At 62.4% G+C, this 14,467-nt stretch carries 9 protein-coding genes; 7 read left to right on the top strand and 2 right to left on the bottom strand.

Annotation, left to right across the window (positions count from 1 at the left end; genetic code table 11):
• Nucleotides 1-12: 12 nt before the first annotated feature.
• Both ACP691_RS09855 and ybaK read right to left on the bottom strand, forming a co-directional pair.
• Nucleotides 13-798 carry a PhzF family phenazine biosynthesis protein gene (locus tag ACP691_RS09855; protein ID WP_426149302.1) on the bottom strand — a complete coding sequence of 262 codons (786 nt, stop codon included), beginning with the start codon at nt 796-798 and terminating at the stop codon, nt 13-15.
• Between the two features lie 41 nt (nt 799-839).
• Nucleotides 840-1,310, bottom strand: a complete 471-nt coding sequence (gene ybaK / locus ACP691_RS09850; RefSeq protein WP_426149301.1) for a Cys-tRNA(Pro) deacylase — start codon at nt 1,308-1,310, stop codon at nt 840-842.
• 289 nt (nt 1,311-1,599) lie between these two features.
• Here ybaK and ACP691_RS09845 point away from each other — a divergent pair, with 289 nt between their 5' ends.
• The 7 genes from ACP691_RS09845 (at nt 1,600) to ACP691_RS09815 (ending at nt 14,387) form a co-directional block, all read left to right on the top strand.
• Nucleotides 1,600-2,451 (top strand): MIP/aquaporin family protein, encoded by an 852-nt coding sequence (locus tag ACP691_RS09845; protein ID WP_426149300.1) that lies wholly within the window; start codon nt 1,600-1,602, stop codon nt 2,449-2,451.
• Between the two features lie 43 nt (nt 2,452-2,494).
• On the top strand, nt 2,495-3,976 hold the full coding sequence (gene glpK, locus ACP691_RS09840; RefSeq protein ID WP_426149299.1) for a glycerol kinase GlpK: 1,482 nt from the start codon (nt 2,495-2,497) through the stop codon (nt 3,974-3,976).
• 159 nt (nt 3,977-4,135) lie between these two features.
• Nucleotides 4,136-4,894, top strand: a complete 759-nt coding sequence (locus tag ACP691_RS09835; RefSeq protein ID WP_040261039.1) for a DeoR family transcriptional regulator — start codon at nt 4,136-4,138, stop codon at nt 4,892-4,894.
• Between the two features lie 174 nt (nt 4,895-5,068).
• The gene (glpD, locus tag ACP691_RS09830) at nt 5,069-6,598 is read left to right on the top strand and encodes a glycerol-3-phosphate dehydrogenase (RefSeq protein WP_426149298.1); all 1,530 of its coding nucleotides are present in this window, start codon (nt 5,069-5,071) and stop codon (nt 6,596-6,598) included.
• A gap of 95 nt (nt 6,599-6,693) precedes the next feature.
• On the top strand, nt 6,694-8,547 hold the full coding sequence (locus ACP691_RS09825; RefSeq protein ID WP_426149297.1) for a sensor histidine kinase: 1,854 nt from the start codon (nt 6,694-6,696) through the stop codon (nt 8,545-8,547).
• Entirely contained in the window at nt 8,544-9,875 is a 1,332-nt protein-coding gene (locus tag ACP691_RS09820; protein WP_426149296.1) for a sigma-54-dependent transcriptional regulator, read from the top strand. The genes ACP691_RS09825 and ACP691_RS09820 overlap by 4 nt, the downstream gene beginning before the upstream one ends.
• 84 nt (nt 9,876-9,959) lie before the next feature.
• Nucleotides 9,960-14,387, top strand: coding sequence for a hypothetical protein (locus ACP691_RS09815; RefSeq protein ID WP_426149295.1), 4,428 nt, complete (start codon nt 9,960-9,962; stop codon nt 14,385-14,387).
• The last annotated feature ends 80 nt before the right edge of the window (nt 14,388-14,467 follow it).

Here is a 14,467-nt window from a genome sequence, read left to right as displayed (position 1 = left end):
ATGGCGATGGCGTTACAGGCCGACCAGCAGGCGCCCGGAAGCCACCAGCGTCATGTGCCCACCCACCTGTACACTGTCCCCTACCAGGCGACAGGCCAGTTCACCGCCGCGGGCCGAACATTGATAGGCGCTCAGGCTGGTCTTGCCCAGGCGCCTCGCCCAATAGGGTACGAGGCTGGCATGGGTCGAAGCCGTCACGCCATCTTCGGGTATGCCCAGGCCAGGGGCGAAGAACCGCGAAACGAAATCGTGGCGCTCGCCTCGCGCGGTAACCACCACCCCGCTCCACAGCAAGCGCCCGAGTGCCAGCGGGTCTGGCTGACACTGCCGCAGCGCTTGCTCGGACGCCACCACCACGAACAACTCGTTGGCCCCAAGCACGTCGATGACGTCGACATTGAGCGCGCGCTGGATCTCCAGGCTTACCCCTTCCTCATCGGGGTATTGGGCTGGCAGGTTCAGCCACAAGCGCTCTCGGTCGCGCATGACGGTCAACAGGCCGCTACGACTGGTGAACTCTAAGGTATCGGCGGTCTCGGCAAAGACCTGCTGCAGTACATGAGCGGCCGCCAAGGTGCCGTGCCCGCAGAGCGGCACCTCCGCTCGGGGCGCGAACCAGCGGATCCGCCAGCGTGATCCTTCCTTGACGATGAATACCGTCTGCGAAAGGTTATGTTCGGTAGCGATCTGCTGGAGCAGATCATCGGGCAGCCAGCGTTCGAGCCGATAAACGATGGTGGGGTTGCCGCCGAAAGGGCGATCTGAAAACGCATCGACCTGGTGGTAATCCAGTTGCATGGCCGGCCCTCTTTCGTGCATCCGATGGTCCCCTTTGCCCATCAGACCTTGGCCAACCCGGCAAAGCTCCCTTGGACCAGCTCCGCCAGGGCTCTGGCGGACAATTCCACCTCGAGGCCGCGTCGGCCGCCGCTTACATAAATGGTTTCAAAACCCAGCGCACACTCTTCAATAAAGGTGCGCAGACGCCGTTTCTGCCCCAGGGGGCTGATGCCGCCAAGCAGATAACCCGTGGCTCGCTGCGCGGCTGCAGGGTCTGCCATCTCGCATCGCTTAGCCCCTGCTGCCTGGGCCAAGGCCTTGAGGTCCAGGCTTCCAGTGACCGGTACCACGGCAACCAGCAGTTCCTGTTTATCCGTTGCCGCAAGCAGGGTCTTGAATACCCGCTCCGCTGGCAGGCTCAGCTTCTCGGCAGCCTCCAACCCATAGGAAGGCGCCTTTGGATCGTGCTCGTAGGCATGCACCTGGAAGCGAGCACGGTGTTTCTTCAGAAGATCGATAGCGGGCGTCATGGCGGCTATGCAGCCTCCTTGAGAACAGGACTACAGCCTATGTGCCACGGGTAAAGAGCCCAGACAACCCGAACAGGACAAAAAAGGGTCAAGCTGGCGTACTTATGAAATAAAACGTTCGAAATCGATCTTTACATCAGCGTTTGGCGGTTATATTTTTTCGTTTGCGAATACACCGGCGAACCTTTCCCCGAAAAATTCGTCTATTGCGTCCGTAATCGCCCTGCTGCATGGGCCTTGAGCGGTGGCAGGGTGGCACGCTGCACAACAACAAAAAACGAGGTACAGGATGTCAAACGGTTTGAGCAAACCCACGTTGTCCGGCCAGTGCATGGCCGAGTTCCTGGGGACTGCCCTCTTCATCTTCTTCGGCACAGGCTGCGTCGCCGCCCTCAAGGTCGCGGGCGCCAGCTTCGGCTTATGGGAAATCAGCATCATCTGGGGCGTAGGGGTCAGCATGGCCATCTACCTCACGGCAGGCATTTCCGGCGCGCACCTGAATCCGGCTGTCAGCATCGCGTTGTGGCTGTTCGCCGGTTTCGAGCGGCGCAAGCTGCCCTTCTATATCGTTGCCCAGGTGGCGGGCGCCTGTTGTGGCGCGGCCTTGGTCTACACGCTCTATTCATCGCTGTTTTTCGGATACGAACAGCTCCATCAGATGGTTCGTGGCAGCGAGGCCAGCCTGGAGCTTGCCAGTGTCTTCTCCACCTATCCGAACGCCGCCTTGAGCGATGGCCAGGCCTTTCTGGTGGAAGCGGTCATCACCGCCATTCTCATGGCAGTGATCATGGCGCTGACTGATGACAACAACGGCTTGCCTCGCGGCCCGCTGGCGCCATTGCTCATCGGCTTGCTGATCGCGGTGATCGGTAGCGCCATGGGCCCGCTCACCGGATTCGCCATGAACCCCGCGCGCGATTTCGGCCCCAAGCTGATGACCTTCGTCGCAGGCTGGGGCGAGGTCGCCTTCACCGGCGGGCGTGAGCTACCGTATTTCCTTATCCCCATCGCCGCGCCTATCCTGGGCGCCTGCTTCGGCGCGGCGAGCTACCGCCTGCTGCTGGCCCGGCACTTGCCTCTGGCGGATACCCAGGCTTCAAACGCAGCACCCGATAAAGAGGCCGATGCGCGCGCGTCCTGAACGTCCGTGACATTGCCCCACCACTACCTTCAAGGCAGCCGCCATGACCGACAAAAACTACATCATCGCCCTTGACCAAGGCACCACCAGCTCCCGCGCGATCATTTTCGACCGGGACGCCAACGTGGTCTGTTCCGCGCAGCGCGAGTTCGCCCAGCACTACCCACAACCGGGCTGGGTCGAGCATGACCCCATGGAGATCTTCGCGACCCAGAGCGCAACCATGGTCGAGGCCTTGGCCCAGGCTGGCCTGAGCCATGCCCAGGTGGCCGCCATCGGCATTACCAACCAACGGGAAACCGTGGTGGTCTGGGACAAGACTTCCGGCCGTCCGATCCACAACGCGGTAGTCTGGCAATGTCGGCGCAGTACGGAAATCTGCGAACAACTCAAGCGCGACGGCTTCGAGGACTACATTCGGGAAACCACGGGCCTGGTCATCGACCCCTATTTCTCCGGCACCAAGGTGAAGTGGATTCTCGACCACGTCGAAGGGAGCCGTGAACGCGCCCGCCGCGGTGAGCTGTTGTTCGGAACGGTGGATAGCTGGCTGATCTGGAAATTCACCGGCGGCAAGGTGCATGTCACCGACTACACCAACGCCTCGCGCACCCTGTTGTTCAACATCCACACCCTGCAGTGGGACAAGCGCATGCTGGAAGTGCTCGATATTCCCGAGCAGATGCTGCCCCAGGTGCGCCCTTCCTCCGAGGTCTACGGCCAGACCAAGAGCGGGATCGACATCGCCGGTATCGCCGGCGACCAGCAGGCTGCCCTGTTCGGCCAGATGTGCGTAGCTCCCGGCCAGGCCAAGAACACCTACGGCACCGGCTGCTTCCTGCTCATGAACACTGGTGACAAAGCCGTGGCCTCCAGCCACGGGTTGCTGACCACGCTGGCCTGCGGGCCGCGCGGCGAAGTCGCCTATGCGCTGGAAGGCGCGGTGTTCAATGGCGGCTCCACCGTGCAATGGCTGCGGGACGAGCTCAAGGTGGTCAATGATGCCCTGGATACCGAGTACTTCGCCAACAAGGTGAAGGACAGCAACGGCGTCTACCTGGTGCCGGCCTTCACCGGCCTTGGCGCGCCCTACTGGGACCCTTACGCCCGTGGCGCCCTGTTCGGACTGACCCGCGGCGTCAAGGTGGACCATATCATCCGCGCGGCGCTGGAATCGATCGCCTACCAGACCCGCGACGTACTCGATGCCATGCAACAGGATGCCGGCGAGCGCCTGTGCACCCTGCGAGTGGATGGCGGGGCGGTGGCCAACAACTTCCTCATGCAATTCCAGGCAGACATCCTCGGCACCCCCGTGGAGCGCCCGCAGATGCGTGAAACCACCGCCCTGGGCGCCGCCTACCTGGCCGGCCTTGCCAGCGGTTTCTGGAGCAGCCTGGACGAACTGCGCGACAAGGCGGTAATCGAGCGGCAGTTCACACCCCAGGTCGATGAAGCGCAGCGCCGGGCGGCCTACGCCGGATGGCAGAAGGCAGTGGAGCGCACCCGAGGCTGGTCGCAGTAAATCGCCGTGCCCCGGTGCCTCGGCCGAGCATGCTCGGCCTGGGCGCCTCGGCGCGCTAGACCAGCCGATGGCGTCCGGCTTTTCCCTTCGAACCTAGCAAATCTCGGCATCGGTGCGGCATCATGGGAAAAACTTGATAAAAGCATCAAAGGACGCCCAATGAACCTGCCCCCCCGTCAGCAGCAGATCCTCGACCTGGTGCGTGAACGAGGCTACGTCAGTATCGAGGAAATGGCACAGCTGTTCGTGGTCACGCCACAGACCATTCGCCGCGACATCAATCAGCTTGCCGAAGGCGGCCTGCTACGCCGTTATCATGGCGGGGCCGCCTATGACTCGAGCATTGAAAACACTGCGTACGCCATGCGCGCCGACCAGATGCGCGACGAGAAACAGCGCATCGCCGAAGCCATCGCCGCGCAGATTCCTGACCACGCCTCGCTGTTCATCAATATCGGCACCACTACCGAATCCATCGCTCGTGCGCTGCTGGGCCACAACCAGCTGAAGATCATCACCAACAACCTGCACGTGGCCTCTATCCTGAGCGGCAAGGAAGATTTCGAAGTGCTTCTGGCAGGCGGCAACGTGCGCCGGGACGGCGGCGTGGTCGGGCAAGCCTGTGTGGACTTCATCAACCAGTTCAAGGTGGACTATGCCCTGGTGGGCATCAGCGGTATCGACGAGGAAGACGGCAGCCTGCTCGATTTCGACTATCAGGAAGTGCGCGTTTCCCAAGCCATCATCGCCAATGCGCGACAGGTGATACTGGCCGCCGATTCCAGCAAGTTCGGCCGCAATGCCATGGTCCGCCTGGGTTCGATCGCGCTGATCGATTGCCTGGTTACCGACCGTGGGCCGGATCCGATGCTGATTCAACAACTGAATCAGCACAAGGTACGCCTTGAAGTGGTCTGAAGTGGCCCTATGAACGCTGAAAGGTTCCGCGCATTTTCATAATTGTTCTTTTTGGTTCATTCGATGAAGAAATTCAATCGAAGTCCGCTGGCGCGCCTAGGAATGTTGAGCTACCATTTTCGGAAATGAACATTCTATGTTCGAAATCATTTTCGAGTTCGATTGGAGGCCAACATGCCCGCTATCCCAGAGTCGCCCGATACCCTCTATGACATCGCAGTCATCGGTGGCGGCATCAATGGCGTGGGGATCGCGGCCGATGCCGCCGGGCGTGGGCTATCGGTGTTCCTTTGCGAAAAGGATGACCTGGCCAGTCACACGTCTTCAGCCAGCAGCAAGCTGATCCACGGCGGCCTGCGTTACCTTGAGCATTACGAGTTTCGCCTGGTTCGCGAAGCCCTGGCCGAGCGCGAGGTATTGCTTGCCAAGGCGCCTCATATCGTCAAGCCCATGCGCTTCGTATTGCCCCACCAGCCGCACCTGCGTCCGGCCTGGATGATTCGCGCCGGGCTGTTCCTGTATGACCACCTGGGCAAGCGCGAGAAGCTCCCTGCCTCGCGCAGCCTGCGCTTCGGCCCGCGCAACCCGCTCAAGGCCGAGCTCAAGCGCGGTTTCGAATATTCCGACTGCTGGGTGGACGATGCTCGGCTGGTCGCGCTCAATGCCATGGCAGCCCGAGAACATGGCGCTCAGATCCGCACTCGTACCCGTTGCGTTCACGCCGAGCGTACCGAGGGCGTGTGGACGCTGAGCCTGGAGAACGCCGAGGGCCAGCCATACAGCATCCGTGCAAAAGCCTTGGTCAACGCGGCGGGGCCGTGGGTGGCAAGGTTCATCCGTGAAGACCTCAAGCTGCAGTCACCCTATGGCATTCGCCTGATTCAGGGCAGCCATTTGATCGTGCCGCGCCTGTACGATGGCGAGCACGCCTATATCCTGCAGAACACGGACCAGCGCATCGTCTTCGCCATTCCCTATCTTGACCGGTTCACCATCATCGGAACGACGGACCGGGAATATACCGGTGACCCCTCGAAGGTGGCGATCACTGAGCAAGAGACGGATTACATCCTCAAGGTGGTCAATGATCATTTCAAGCATCAACTGACCCGCGCGGATGTACTACGTACCTACTCTGGTGTGCGCCCGCTGTGCAACGACGAATCGGACAACCCCTCAGCCATCACCCGGGACTACACCCTGGCGTTGAGCCAGGAACCGGGCAACGCCCCCTTGCTGTCGGTGTTCGGAGGCAAACTGACCACCTACCGCAAGCTGGCGGAATCAGCCATGGGCCAACTGGCGCCTTTCTTCCCCGCGATGGGGCCGAGCTGGACGGCGAAACAGCCGTTGCCTGGCGGCGAGGACATGACCACGCCCAAGGCGCTGGCCGAAGCGCTTGTCGCCAGGGCTACCTGGCTTCCAGCCGAGGTGGCCACGCGTTGGTCAGTCACCTATGGCAGCCGCGCATGGCGCCTGCTGGAAGGTTGCCAACAGGTGGCAGACCTTGGCCAGCACTTTGGCGCGGGCCTCTATGCGCGGGAAGTCGATTACCTGCGCGACAACGAATGGGCGACCTCGGCCGAAGATGTCCTCTGGCGCCGAACCAAGCTGGGCCTGTTCCTGGACAGCGAGGGCCAGCGCGCGCTGGAGGCTTACCTGCCAAGTCAGACCGTACAAAAGGGCAAGGTACAGGCGGCCTGAGGGGCACATCCAGGGCTCGATGGCGACGGCTGGCGCGAGCGCGGGCGCTGTGTTGAAATGGCGCCCCCTAGCGCTTCTAACCGTCCCGCCCCGCCGTGAACACTCCCTCCCTGCGTCAATGGTTGCTGGCGGCTCTACTACTGTGTGTAACACTTGCCCTGGGCCTGGTTGGCTACACATTGAGCGAGCACCTGGGCTTGAAAGCACAAGCCGACGCAGGCGCTCGCCAGCTTGAACTGCATACCCGGGCGGTAGAAAGCGAGCTGGACAAATACACCTACCTGCCAAGCGTGCTGGAACTGGAACACAGCGTCCAGACGCTGCTGTCCGGGGCGAGCGATGCGTCCATCGCTGCGGTGAACCAGTACCTCGAAGGCTTGCGCCAGCGCAGCGGCAGCCGCGCCATTTTCCTGATGGACGCAAGCGGCCATGTGCTTGCCAGCAGCAATTGGCGAGACCCTGACAGCTTCATTGGCGAAGACCTGGCCTTCAGGCCCTACTTCAGGGATGCCCTGCAAGGGCGGCCGGGGCGCTTCTATGGCCTGGGCACTACCACCGGCGAAGCCGGCTACTTCCTGGCCCACGGTTTGCGAGCCGAAGGCAGGATAGTCGGAGTCGCGGTGGTCAAGGTCCGCCTGGACGCTCTGGAAGCTCGTTGGCAGAAGGCACGGCTGGAGGCCTTTGTCTCGGACGAGAACGGCATCATCATTCTTTCCAGCGATGCGACTCGCCGCCTCAAATCCCTTGAACCCCTGGATGAAGAGAGCCGTGCGCGCCTTGCTCGCAGCCTTCAGTACTACGGCTTTCCCCTGGATGAGCTGCAATTTTCGCAGCGTGAATCCATCGGGCCTGGGGCGGAACGTCTTATCCTTGGCCGGGATGATGGCTACGGCGATCGGCGCCCCGCTCGTTACCTCGCTCAGAGCCTCGCGGTGACAGATACGCCCTGGCATCTGACACTGCTCACCCCGCTCAAGGACCAGCGCAGAGAATCCATCGTGCATGGGGTGCTGGTTGCCTTCGGGTTCGCATTGCTGGTTATCCTGCTTATCGCCCGCAATGAGCGGCGCAAAGTGGTCGCTACCCGCCTGGCGGCGCGTGAAGCCCTGGAAGCGGCCAATGGCCTGCTCGAGAAGCGCATCGCTGACCGTACCGAGGAACTTCGCAACAGCAATGAGCGATTGAAAAGCCAGATCCGCGAGCGGCGCCAAGCCGAGCAAACGCTGCGCAAGGCCCAGGATGAACTGGTTCGCGCCGAAAAGCTGGCGTCCATTGGACAAATGTCCACCAGCATCGCCCATGAGTTGAATCAGCCCCTGGCTGCGCTGCGCACCCTTTCAGGCAATACGATACGCTTCCTGGAAAGAGGCCACCTCGAGGTGGCTGACACCAACCTGCGTACCATCAATGATCTGGTGGACCGCATGGGCCGTATCATTTCGAGCCTACGCGCCTTCGCGCGGGGCGGCGATCGCGGCGGTGAGGCAGAGGTTGCCAGCGCGCTCGGCGCTGCTCGCGGCGTGTTGCAACAGCGATTCGAAGCCCGGCCGATCAGGCTGGATTGCCAGGTCTCGCCAGGCTGCGTGGAGATCGAGCAGACCCGCCTGGAGCAGATCCTGGTGAATCTGCTGAGTAACGCCCTCGATGCCGTCGAGAGTATCGCGCAGCCTGTGATCGAAGTGAGGGGTCAGGTAATCGACGACGACTATCGGCTTCGTGTGTCCGACAACGGCACGGGTATCGACGCTCAGGGGCGGCAGCGTCTGTTCGAGCCTTTTTTCACCACCAAACCAGGCGGGCATGGACTTGGGCTCGGCCTGACCCTTTCCGCGCAACTGGCAGCCGCGGCCAAGGGTCAGCTGAGCCTTGATGAACAGGCGGGCAGCGGAACCAGTTTTCTACTTATCTTGCCACTGAGTGCCGTCAGCAACAGGAGCACCTCCCCATGATGTCATCCTTGCCTGTGCTGGTGATCGAAGACGATCCACACGTTCTGCTAGGTTGCCAGCAAGCCCTGGCGCTGGAAGATATTCACAGCGAAGGCGTAGCCAGCGCGGAAGCGGCACTGGCGCGCGTCGAAGCGGGCTTTCCAGGCGTCGTGATCAGTGATATCCGCCTTCCCGGCATGGACGGGCTCGCCCTGCTGAGCCATCTGCGGACCCTTGACCCGGCGCTGCCGGTGATTCTCATCACAGGGCATGGTGACATTGCCTTGGCGGTGAGCGCGATGCGCCAGGGTGCTTATGACTTCATGGAAAAGCCCTTCTCGCCGGAGCGGCTGGTTGACGTCGTGCGTCGGGCCCTGACGCAGCGATCGCTGACCATGGAAGTGCAGGCGCTGAGACGCCAACTGGCAGGGCGCGGCCTGTTGGAAGAGCGTCTGCTGGGCCAATCCCGGGCCATGCAAGTGTTGCGCGACACATTGCGCAACGTGGCGGACACGCCGGCCAATGTGCTCATCATTGGCGAAACGGGCACCGGCAAGGAACTGGTTGCCCGTTGCCTTCATGACTTTAGCCGACGCCAGCCTCAGCCTTTCGTTGCACTCAATTGCGGCGCCTTGCCCGACAGCGAGTTTCACTATGAAATCTTCGGCCATGAAGCCCATGCCTTCAGCGGCGCGGATGCTCAGCGTATTGGCAAGATAGAGTACGCCCAGGGCGGAACGCTTTTTCTCGATGAAGTGCAAAGCCTGCCCGAGCCCATGCAGGTCAAGATGCTGCGTGTACTGCAGGAGCGCACCCTGGAGCGGCTAGGGTCCAATTCGCCTTTGCCTGTGGACATACGCGTCATCGCCGCGACCAAGTCACTCGGGGCCGTGGAGACGCCGCCGGCGGGAATGCGTAGCGATTTTTTCTATCGCCTGAACGTGGTTACACTGCTGGTTCCGCCCCTGCGGGATCGGCGCGACGACATCCTCGACCTGTTCGAGCATTTCCTTGCCATTGCGTCCGCGCGATTCGACCGCCCTCTGCCTGCGCTGGACTCCACCACGCGTGCGCGATTACTGAGCCACCCCTGGCCGGGCAATGTGCGTGAGCTGCGCAATGTCGCGGAGCGATTCGCCCTGGGGCTGACCCCCTTCGGTGATTCAAGTGTCGAGCATGCCCGCCCGACCTTCAACGAGGCGGTGGAAGTCTTCGAGCGTGGCCTGTTGCTGGAGGCACTGGCCCGCACCGGGGGCAACCTGAGCCAGGCCAGCCAGGAACTGGGCCTGGCCAAGACCACGCTCTTCGATAAAGTCAGGAAATACCGGCTTACAGGCCAGCCGGGGTAACGCTTGGCCGGCAGCGTTAAATAGCGACGCCGTGCTTCGCCTGTCGGCTTGAATGAGCTCTCCTTCACTCAGGAGGGCATCCGGATGCCTAACGCCAACACGCTCGACGCCTCGCTGTCATTCCCCCGCTTCCTCGGCGATTCCGAAACCCCATACCCTGCCCCCCCGGACGCGCTTCAATGGATCAACGTGCAGCACTACCAGGCCGCCATGGAGCGACACCTGACCGATGCCCTGCAGGGTCAGGCTCAGCCATGGGTAGCGCTTGGCCAAGCGATGCGAACGCTTCAGGACTGGCATGAGCGAAGCCGTGAACTGATTGCGACAGCGATGCTCACGCTGCCGCGATCCATCGGACACCTTTACCTTCCTTACCGCCAGGCCTGCCTCAATGGCCTGGTCGCTGAGGCCCGGGTACAACAGGCGCTCGGCAGCTTGCCCCAGGAGGCCTTCGAAACCATCAACGAGTGCGCGCAGGCACTGCTGAGCGACGCCGAGCCGCGCCAGGCCTATCGGTTGTGGAGCTTCGTTCTGCGGGGCCCGGACGAACAGGCAACCTGGCCCGGCGCGTTCGCGCTCAGTACCCTGCCTGAACTTCCCGATGCCCCGTCTCCTGCTTTCCTGCTGTATCGCTTTGGCGAGGACGGGGGGTGGACATCCCATCCTTCAATGCCAGCCCTCGAGCGTTTACTGGCGGACCTACTAGGCGCGCAGTCGCCCTTCTCGGTGAGCTCACAAGAAGCCCGCTGGCCCCGCCTGATAGACCTGATGGACCTGGCGCTGGTGACACTGACCGAGGCGGCTAGCGATAGCTCCATGGATAGCCCAGAGGCACGTGAACGCCTCACGCTTGAAGCCCTGCGCACGCTCAGTGTGCCTATCAACCCAGCACGCGCGCTCGCTTTCGCAAGCATTGACGAAACCTGGCGCAGCTTGCGCTTGAGCGAGGCGGCCCGGCCCTGGATGGCTCGGCTGTCGGGCCCTGTGCTGGCGCGGCTGACCCAATTGCTGGTCCAGTACGCTGAAGCGTTCGTGGCCAGCGAGCGCTTGCTGCGCCGGGCCATTCCCGTTCGGGACGCCTATGTCGCGGCCCGGGTGCATGGCTACTTGAGCACCCAGTTTGCCTTGACCCAGCCCTGTCGGGTTCGCCTGGACCTTCCCCTATCTGTGCAATGGGTGCGCGAACCGGTCGTGGGAAGCGGCGCGCCTGGCATGCCGGTCAGGCGCGTCGCCCGGCCAAGCGCGGAACGTCAGTGGCTTACCCTGGAAGCCCTGGCCCTGGCACAGGTCGACGATTCCATGGCCGACCGGCTCCAATTCCTGAAGGTCGACATCAGCCCTTCGGACCATCCCCAGCATGCACTGCTGACAACAGGCATTGACGCTGGCTGGGTCCGCCGTATGGCGGAGCATCTGGATGTGGCCGGTAACTACGAACGGCTGATGGCCGATGCCTATCTACGGGCAGGCCGGTTCGAAGCCAACGCGGACCAAGACACGGCCACTCTCCTGGCCCCCTATGACCTCGCGCTGCAGCTCCATGGCGTGGTGGCCCAAGCCTTGGGCCGGTTGGAACCTTCAGGGGTGCGCATGGCTGACCGGGCGCGCCAGGCCACGCATAGCCAAGCCTGGGTAGCGGATGGCCTTGACCTGACTGTACGCCCGGCTGCCTTGAAAGTGTTCGATGAGAAGACTCACAGCAGCGGCAGCATTCTTGCGGGAGTCAGCTTCATCGAAGATCGGGCCAGCGGCACGACGCTGTTGTACCTACCAGACGCGCCTGACGGCCATGGGTTCAGCCAGTACCCTGATCTGGCCACGGCCGTGGAGGCGGTAGAGTGGCTTTTACTCGATGATCGCCTGCGTGGCTACCTGTGCGAGCGGGCGCTTGAAGGGAACGTTGAGTACCTGGACAGCCTGATAAGACAGGGCCTGGCAAAAGGCTTCCGCCATTTCATCGAAGCCCGGGACCCCTGGCCCGCCCACCTCTCCCTGACGCACGTTCAATACCTGGCCGACTGGGGGCTGCGCATGCGCGACCACCGGGCCAGCTCCACGTCCAATGCGGACAAGGTGTTCGAGGCCGCGCAAGACAGTCGCAATGACGTGCTGCGATACATTCGCATGGCGTTGGGGTTCGTGCCCTTCGTCGGTAGCGTTCTGGCCATGGTCGATGCGCTGGAAGCCGGCATCGTCGCCGGGCAGGCTTTCGCTCAAGGGGAAAGTATCGCAGGCGTGGAAGCCGTCGAGTCGGTACTGGTGTCCCTGGTCGACGCCATGATGGACTTTGGTCCTGGCGCGCTGGCCGCCAGTCACTCCAGCCTGATGGTCACGGCGCGAGCGCGCCAACTGCGCCAGGCGCCAAGGGGCTATGGTCGTTTTAGGGAACTGTGTTCCTGGAGCCATCGGCGTGTCGAAGAAGCCTTCAAGGGCTATGAGCGGCCGGTGATTCTGCGTGGCGCGCCTGGTACGGAGGGTCGTTGGCGTAACGTGCACCAGGAGGCGGAAGGGACCTTTATCACTCGCGGTAGCTACGTGTATGCCGTGGAATGGGATAGCAGCCTGAACACCTGGCGCCTGTCACCCACCCAGACCCGCCATTACCGCCAGCCCGTCGCCCTGGACGAAGCCGGCAACTGGCAAACCCACGGACACCTTTATGGCGCCCTGGTGGATGGAGGGCTACGCGGTGGCGGTGCTGTACAAAGTTATCTGGCCGATCGGCTTGACCCCCTGTGGCCTGACGCCCTTCGGCGATTGCTTCCGCGCTGGTGGACCGATGCCCATTATCGTCGCCAGCAGCAACTGGCCAGCGAAGCGCATTCTCGGCTTAGAACGCTTGTGAGCCACGACGATGTTTTGGAGCAACGCTTGAATGACTACCGTGCTCAGGGGCCGGAGGCGCCGGCGGGCCCGGCTATCGAGGCGTGCGATCGAGTGATCGAAGCCGTCAGCCTTTATTACGACACCCTCGAACGTTATCGACCGCTGTTGCAAGGGCGGCGGCAAGGCGAAATCAGATCCGACCAAAGCCGCGCGGCCGCTACCCTCGCCGCCCGAACCAACCTGCAGATCCGGCTCGCGTTCCTGGAAAGCGATCGCCTCAGCGAACTGGCCCAGGCGCAGCGGCGAGAGATCCAGGAAACCATACTCCAGCGCTATCGCGAACAGGGACCATTGACACCTGTAGGCCCTGACTTGATAGAGCGGCAGCGCGCTATCCGCCAGACCATCGCCCAGATACTGGCGCAATATGATCTTATCCAGCATGGGCTGGATCGCCTCACTCAGTGGCAACGTCGCATCACCCTGGCGGAGCATCGACGGCGGCTCCATACCGGGAACGAGGCCTCGTTCCAGGCCTTCGATACCGCTGCGACGACCTTGGCCCGGATCGGGCTTCTTCTGGACTTGGCACCGCACGATAACCTGGATGATCCTTCGTGGCTGTATATGCGTAGGCTGTATACGCTGGCTCGGGTTCGTTTCGACCGGGTGGCCCAGGCCAGCTACCACGGAGGAAGGCTCAACCTGCCGCTTCCGCAACGCGAGCGCTTGAAAATTCAGCTAAGGGAAAACAGCCAAGCCCTGATCAGGGTCATTCGGCGTCTCTTGGCCAGTTACCCGGAGCAGTTCGACGCGGACTACGCCGAGCGGCTGCTCAATGAGCTGGGCAGGCTTCGTGACGGGCTTGGCCACAGGCCCGTCGCCGAGGCCAGGCCTCACCGGCCTCAAGCGCGGGTATTCGAAGGCGACGGCTTGTTACTGGTCGGCGAACCGGTGCGGGGCCAGCCATCCGTACTTACCGTATCCAACGTCAATAACCGCACCGAACGCTGGCTACGCCGCGTCGATAACACCTATGAGCCCGCCGAAACGGCCGCTGAGGCTCCGCCAGTGCTGCCCCCGGTCGAGATCGCGCGGATTACCCAATACCGGCTTGATCACCTGCCCGTCTTTCGCAATAGAATGCAACGTTACGCTCGCCAGCAAATGCTTCCCGCGGACCTCGAAGACCTCTTCCTTGGGGAAAGCCAAGAGCTGGAATTCCGCGCCGATCAACTGGCCCAAAGTAGCCAGAGTCAGCGCTATGCCGCATTAGTGCGGCAGTCACGCGAGCAGGCAGCGCAACTGCGCGCAGAAGGCCGACAAGCCCGGATCGACACTTGCAAAGCCTCGACCAGGCCAACCAGTGCGCAGCTCCAATACCTGGCGGAGCAGGGAGAGGTGCGGATTCGCAAGCTCGGCGGGCGCCAGCGCTCCGGTACAGCGAGCAGAAGCAACTGGCTGCAGGAATACGAGGTACTGGACAGCCGTAGCGGCAGGCCATTGTCCTATGCCCACTTCCATTACAGGCAGGAGCAGTCCGCGTTCGAAGAATTCATCGTTGCTCATCTGAAGACCCCAGGCCAGCGCAGGCTTGGAGCCACCGCCCCCGGGCAAGCGCCAATCTGGCGAGGCGAAATCAGTCGCCCCTTGGCAGAACGTTTGTTCAGCACGGCGCTGGGGTGATCCTGGGAGCCATGTCCAGCATGGCACCCATTGCACAGCAGTCTCGACTTCAGCTCCACCATGAGGCAATCTCAACTCGA

Origin of the sequence: Pseudomonas sp. DC3200b2, from assembly GCF_049895785.1 — a bacterium.
Classification (GTDB): Bacteria; Pseudomonadota; Gammaproteobacteria; order Pseudomonadales; family Pseudomonadaceae; genus Aquipseudomonas; species Aquipseudomonas massiliensis.
This window is presented reverse-complemented; position numbering and strand designations above follow the sequence as displayed.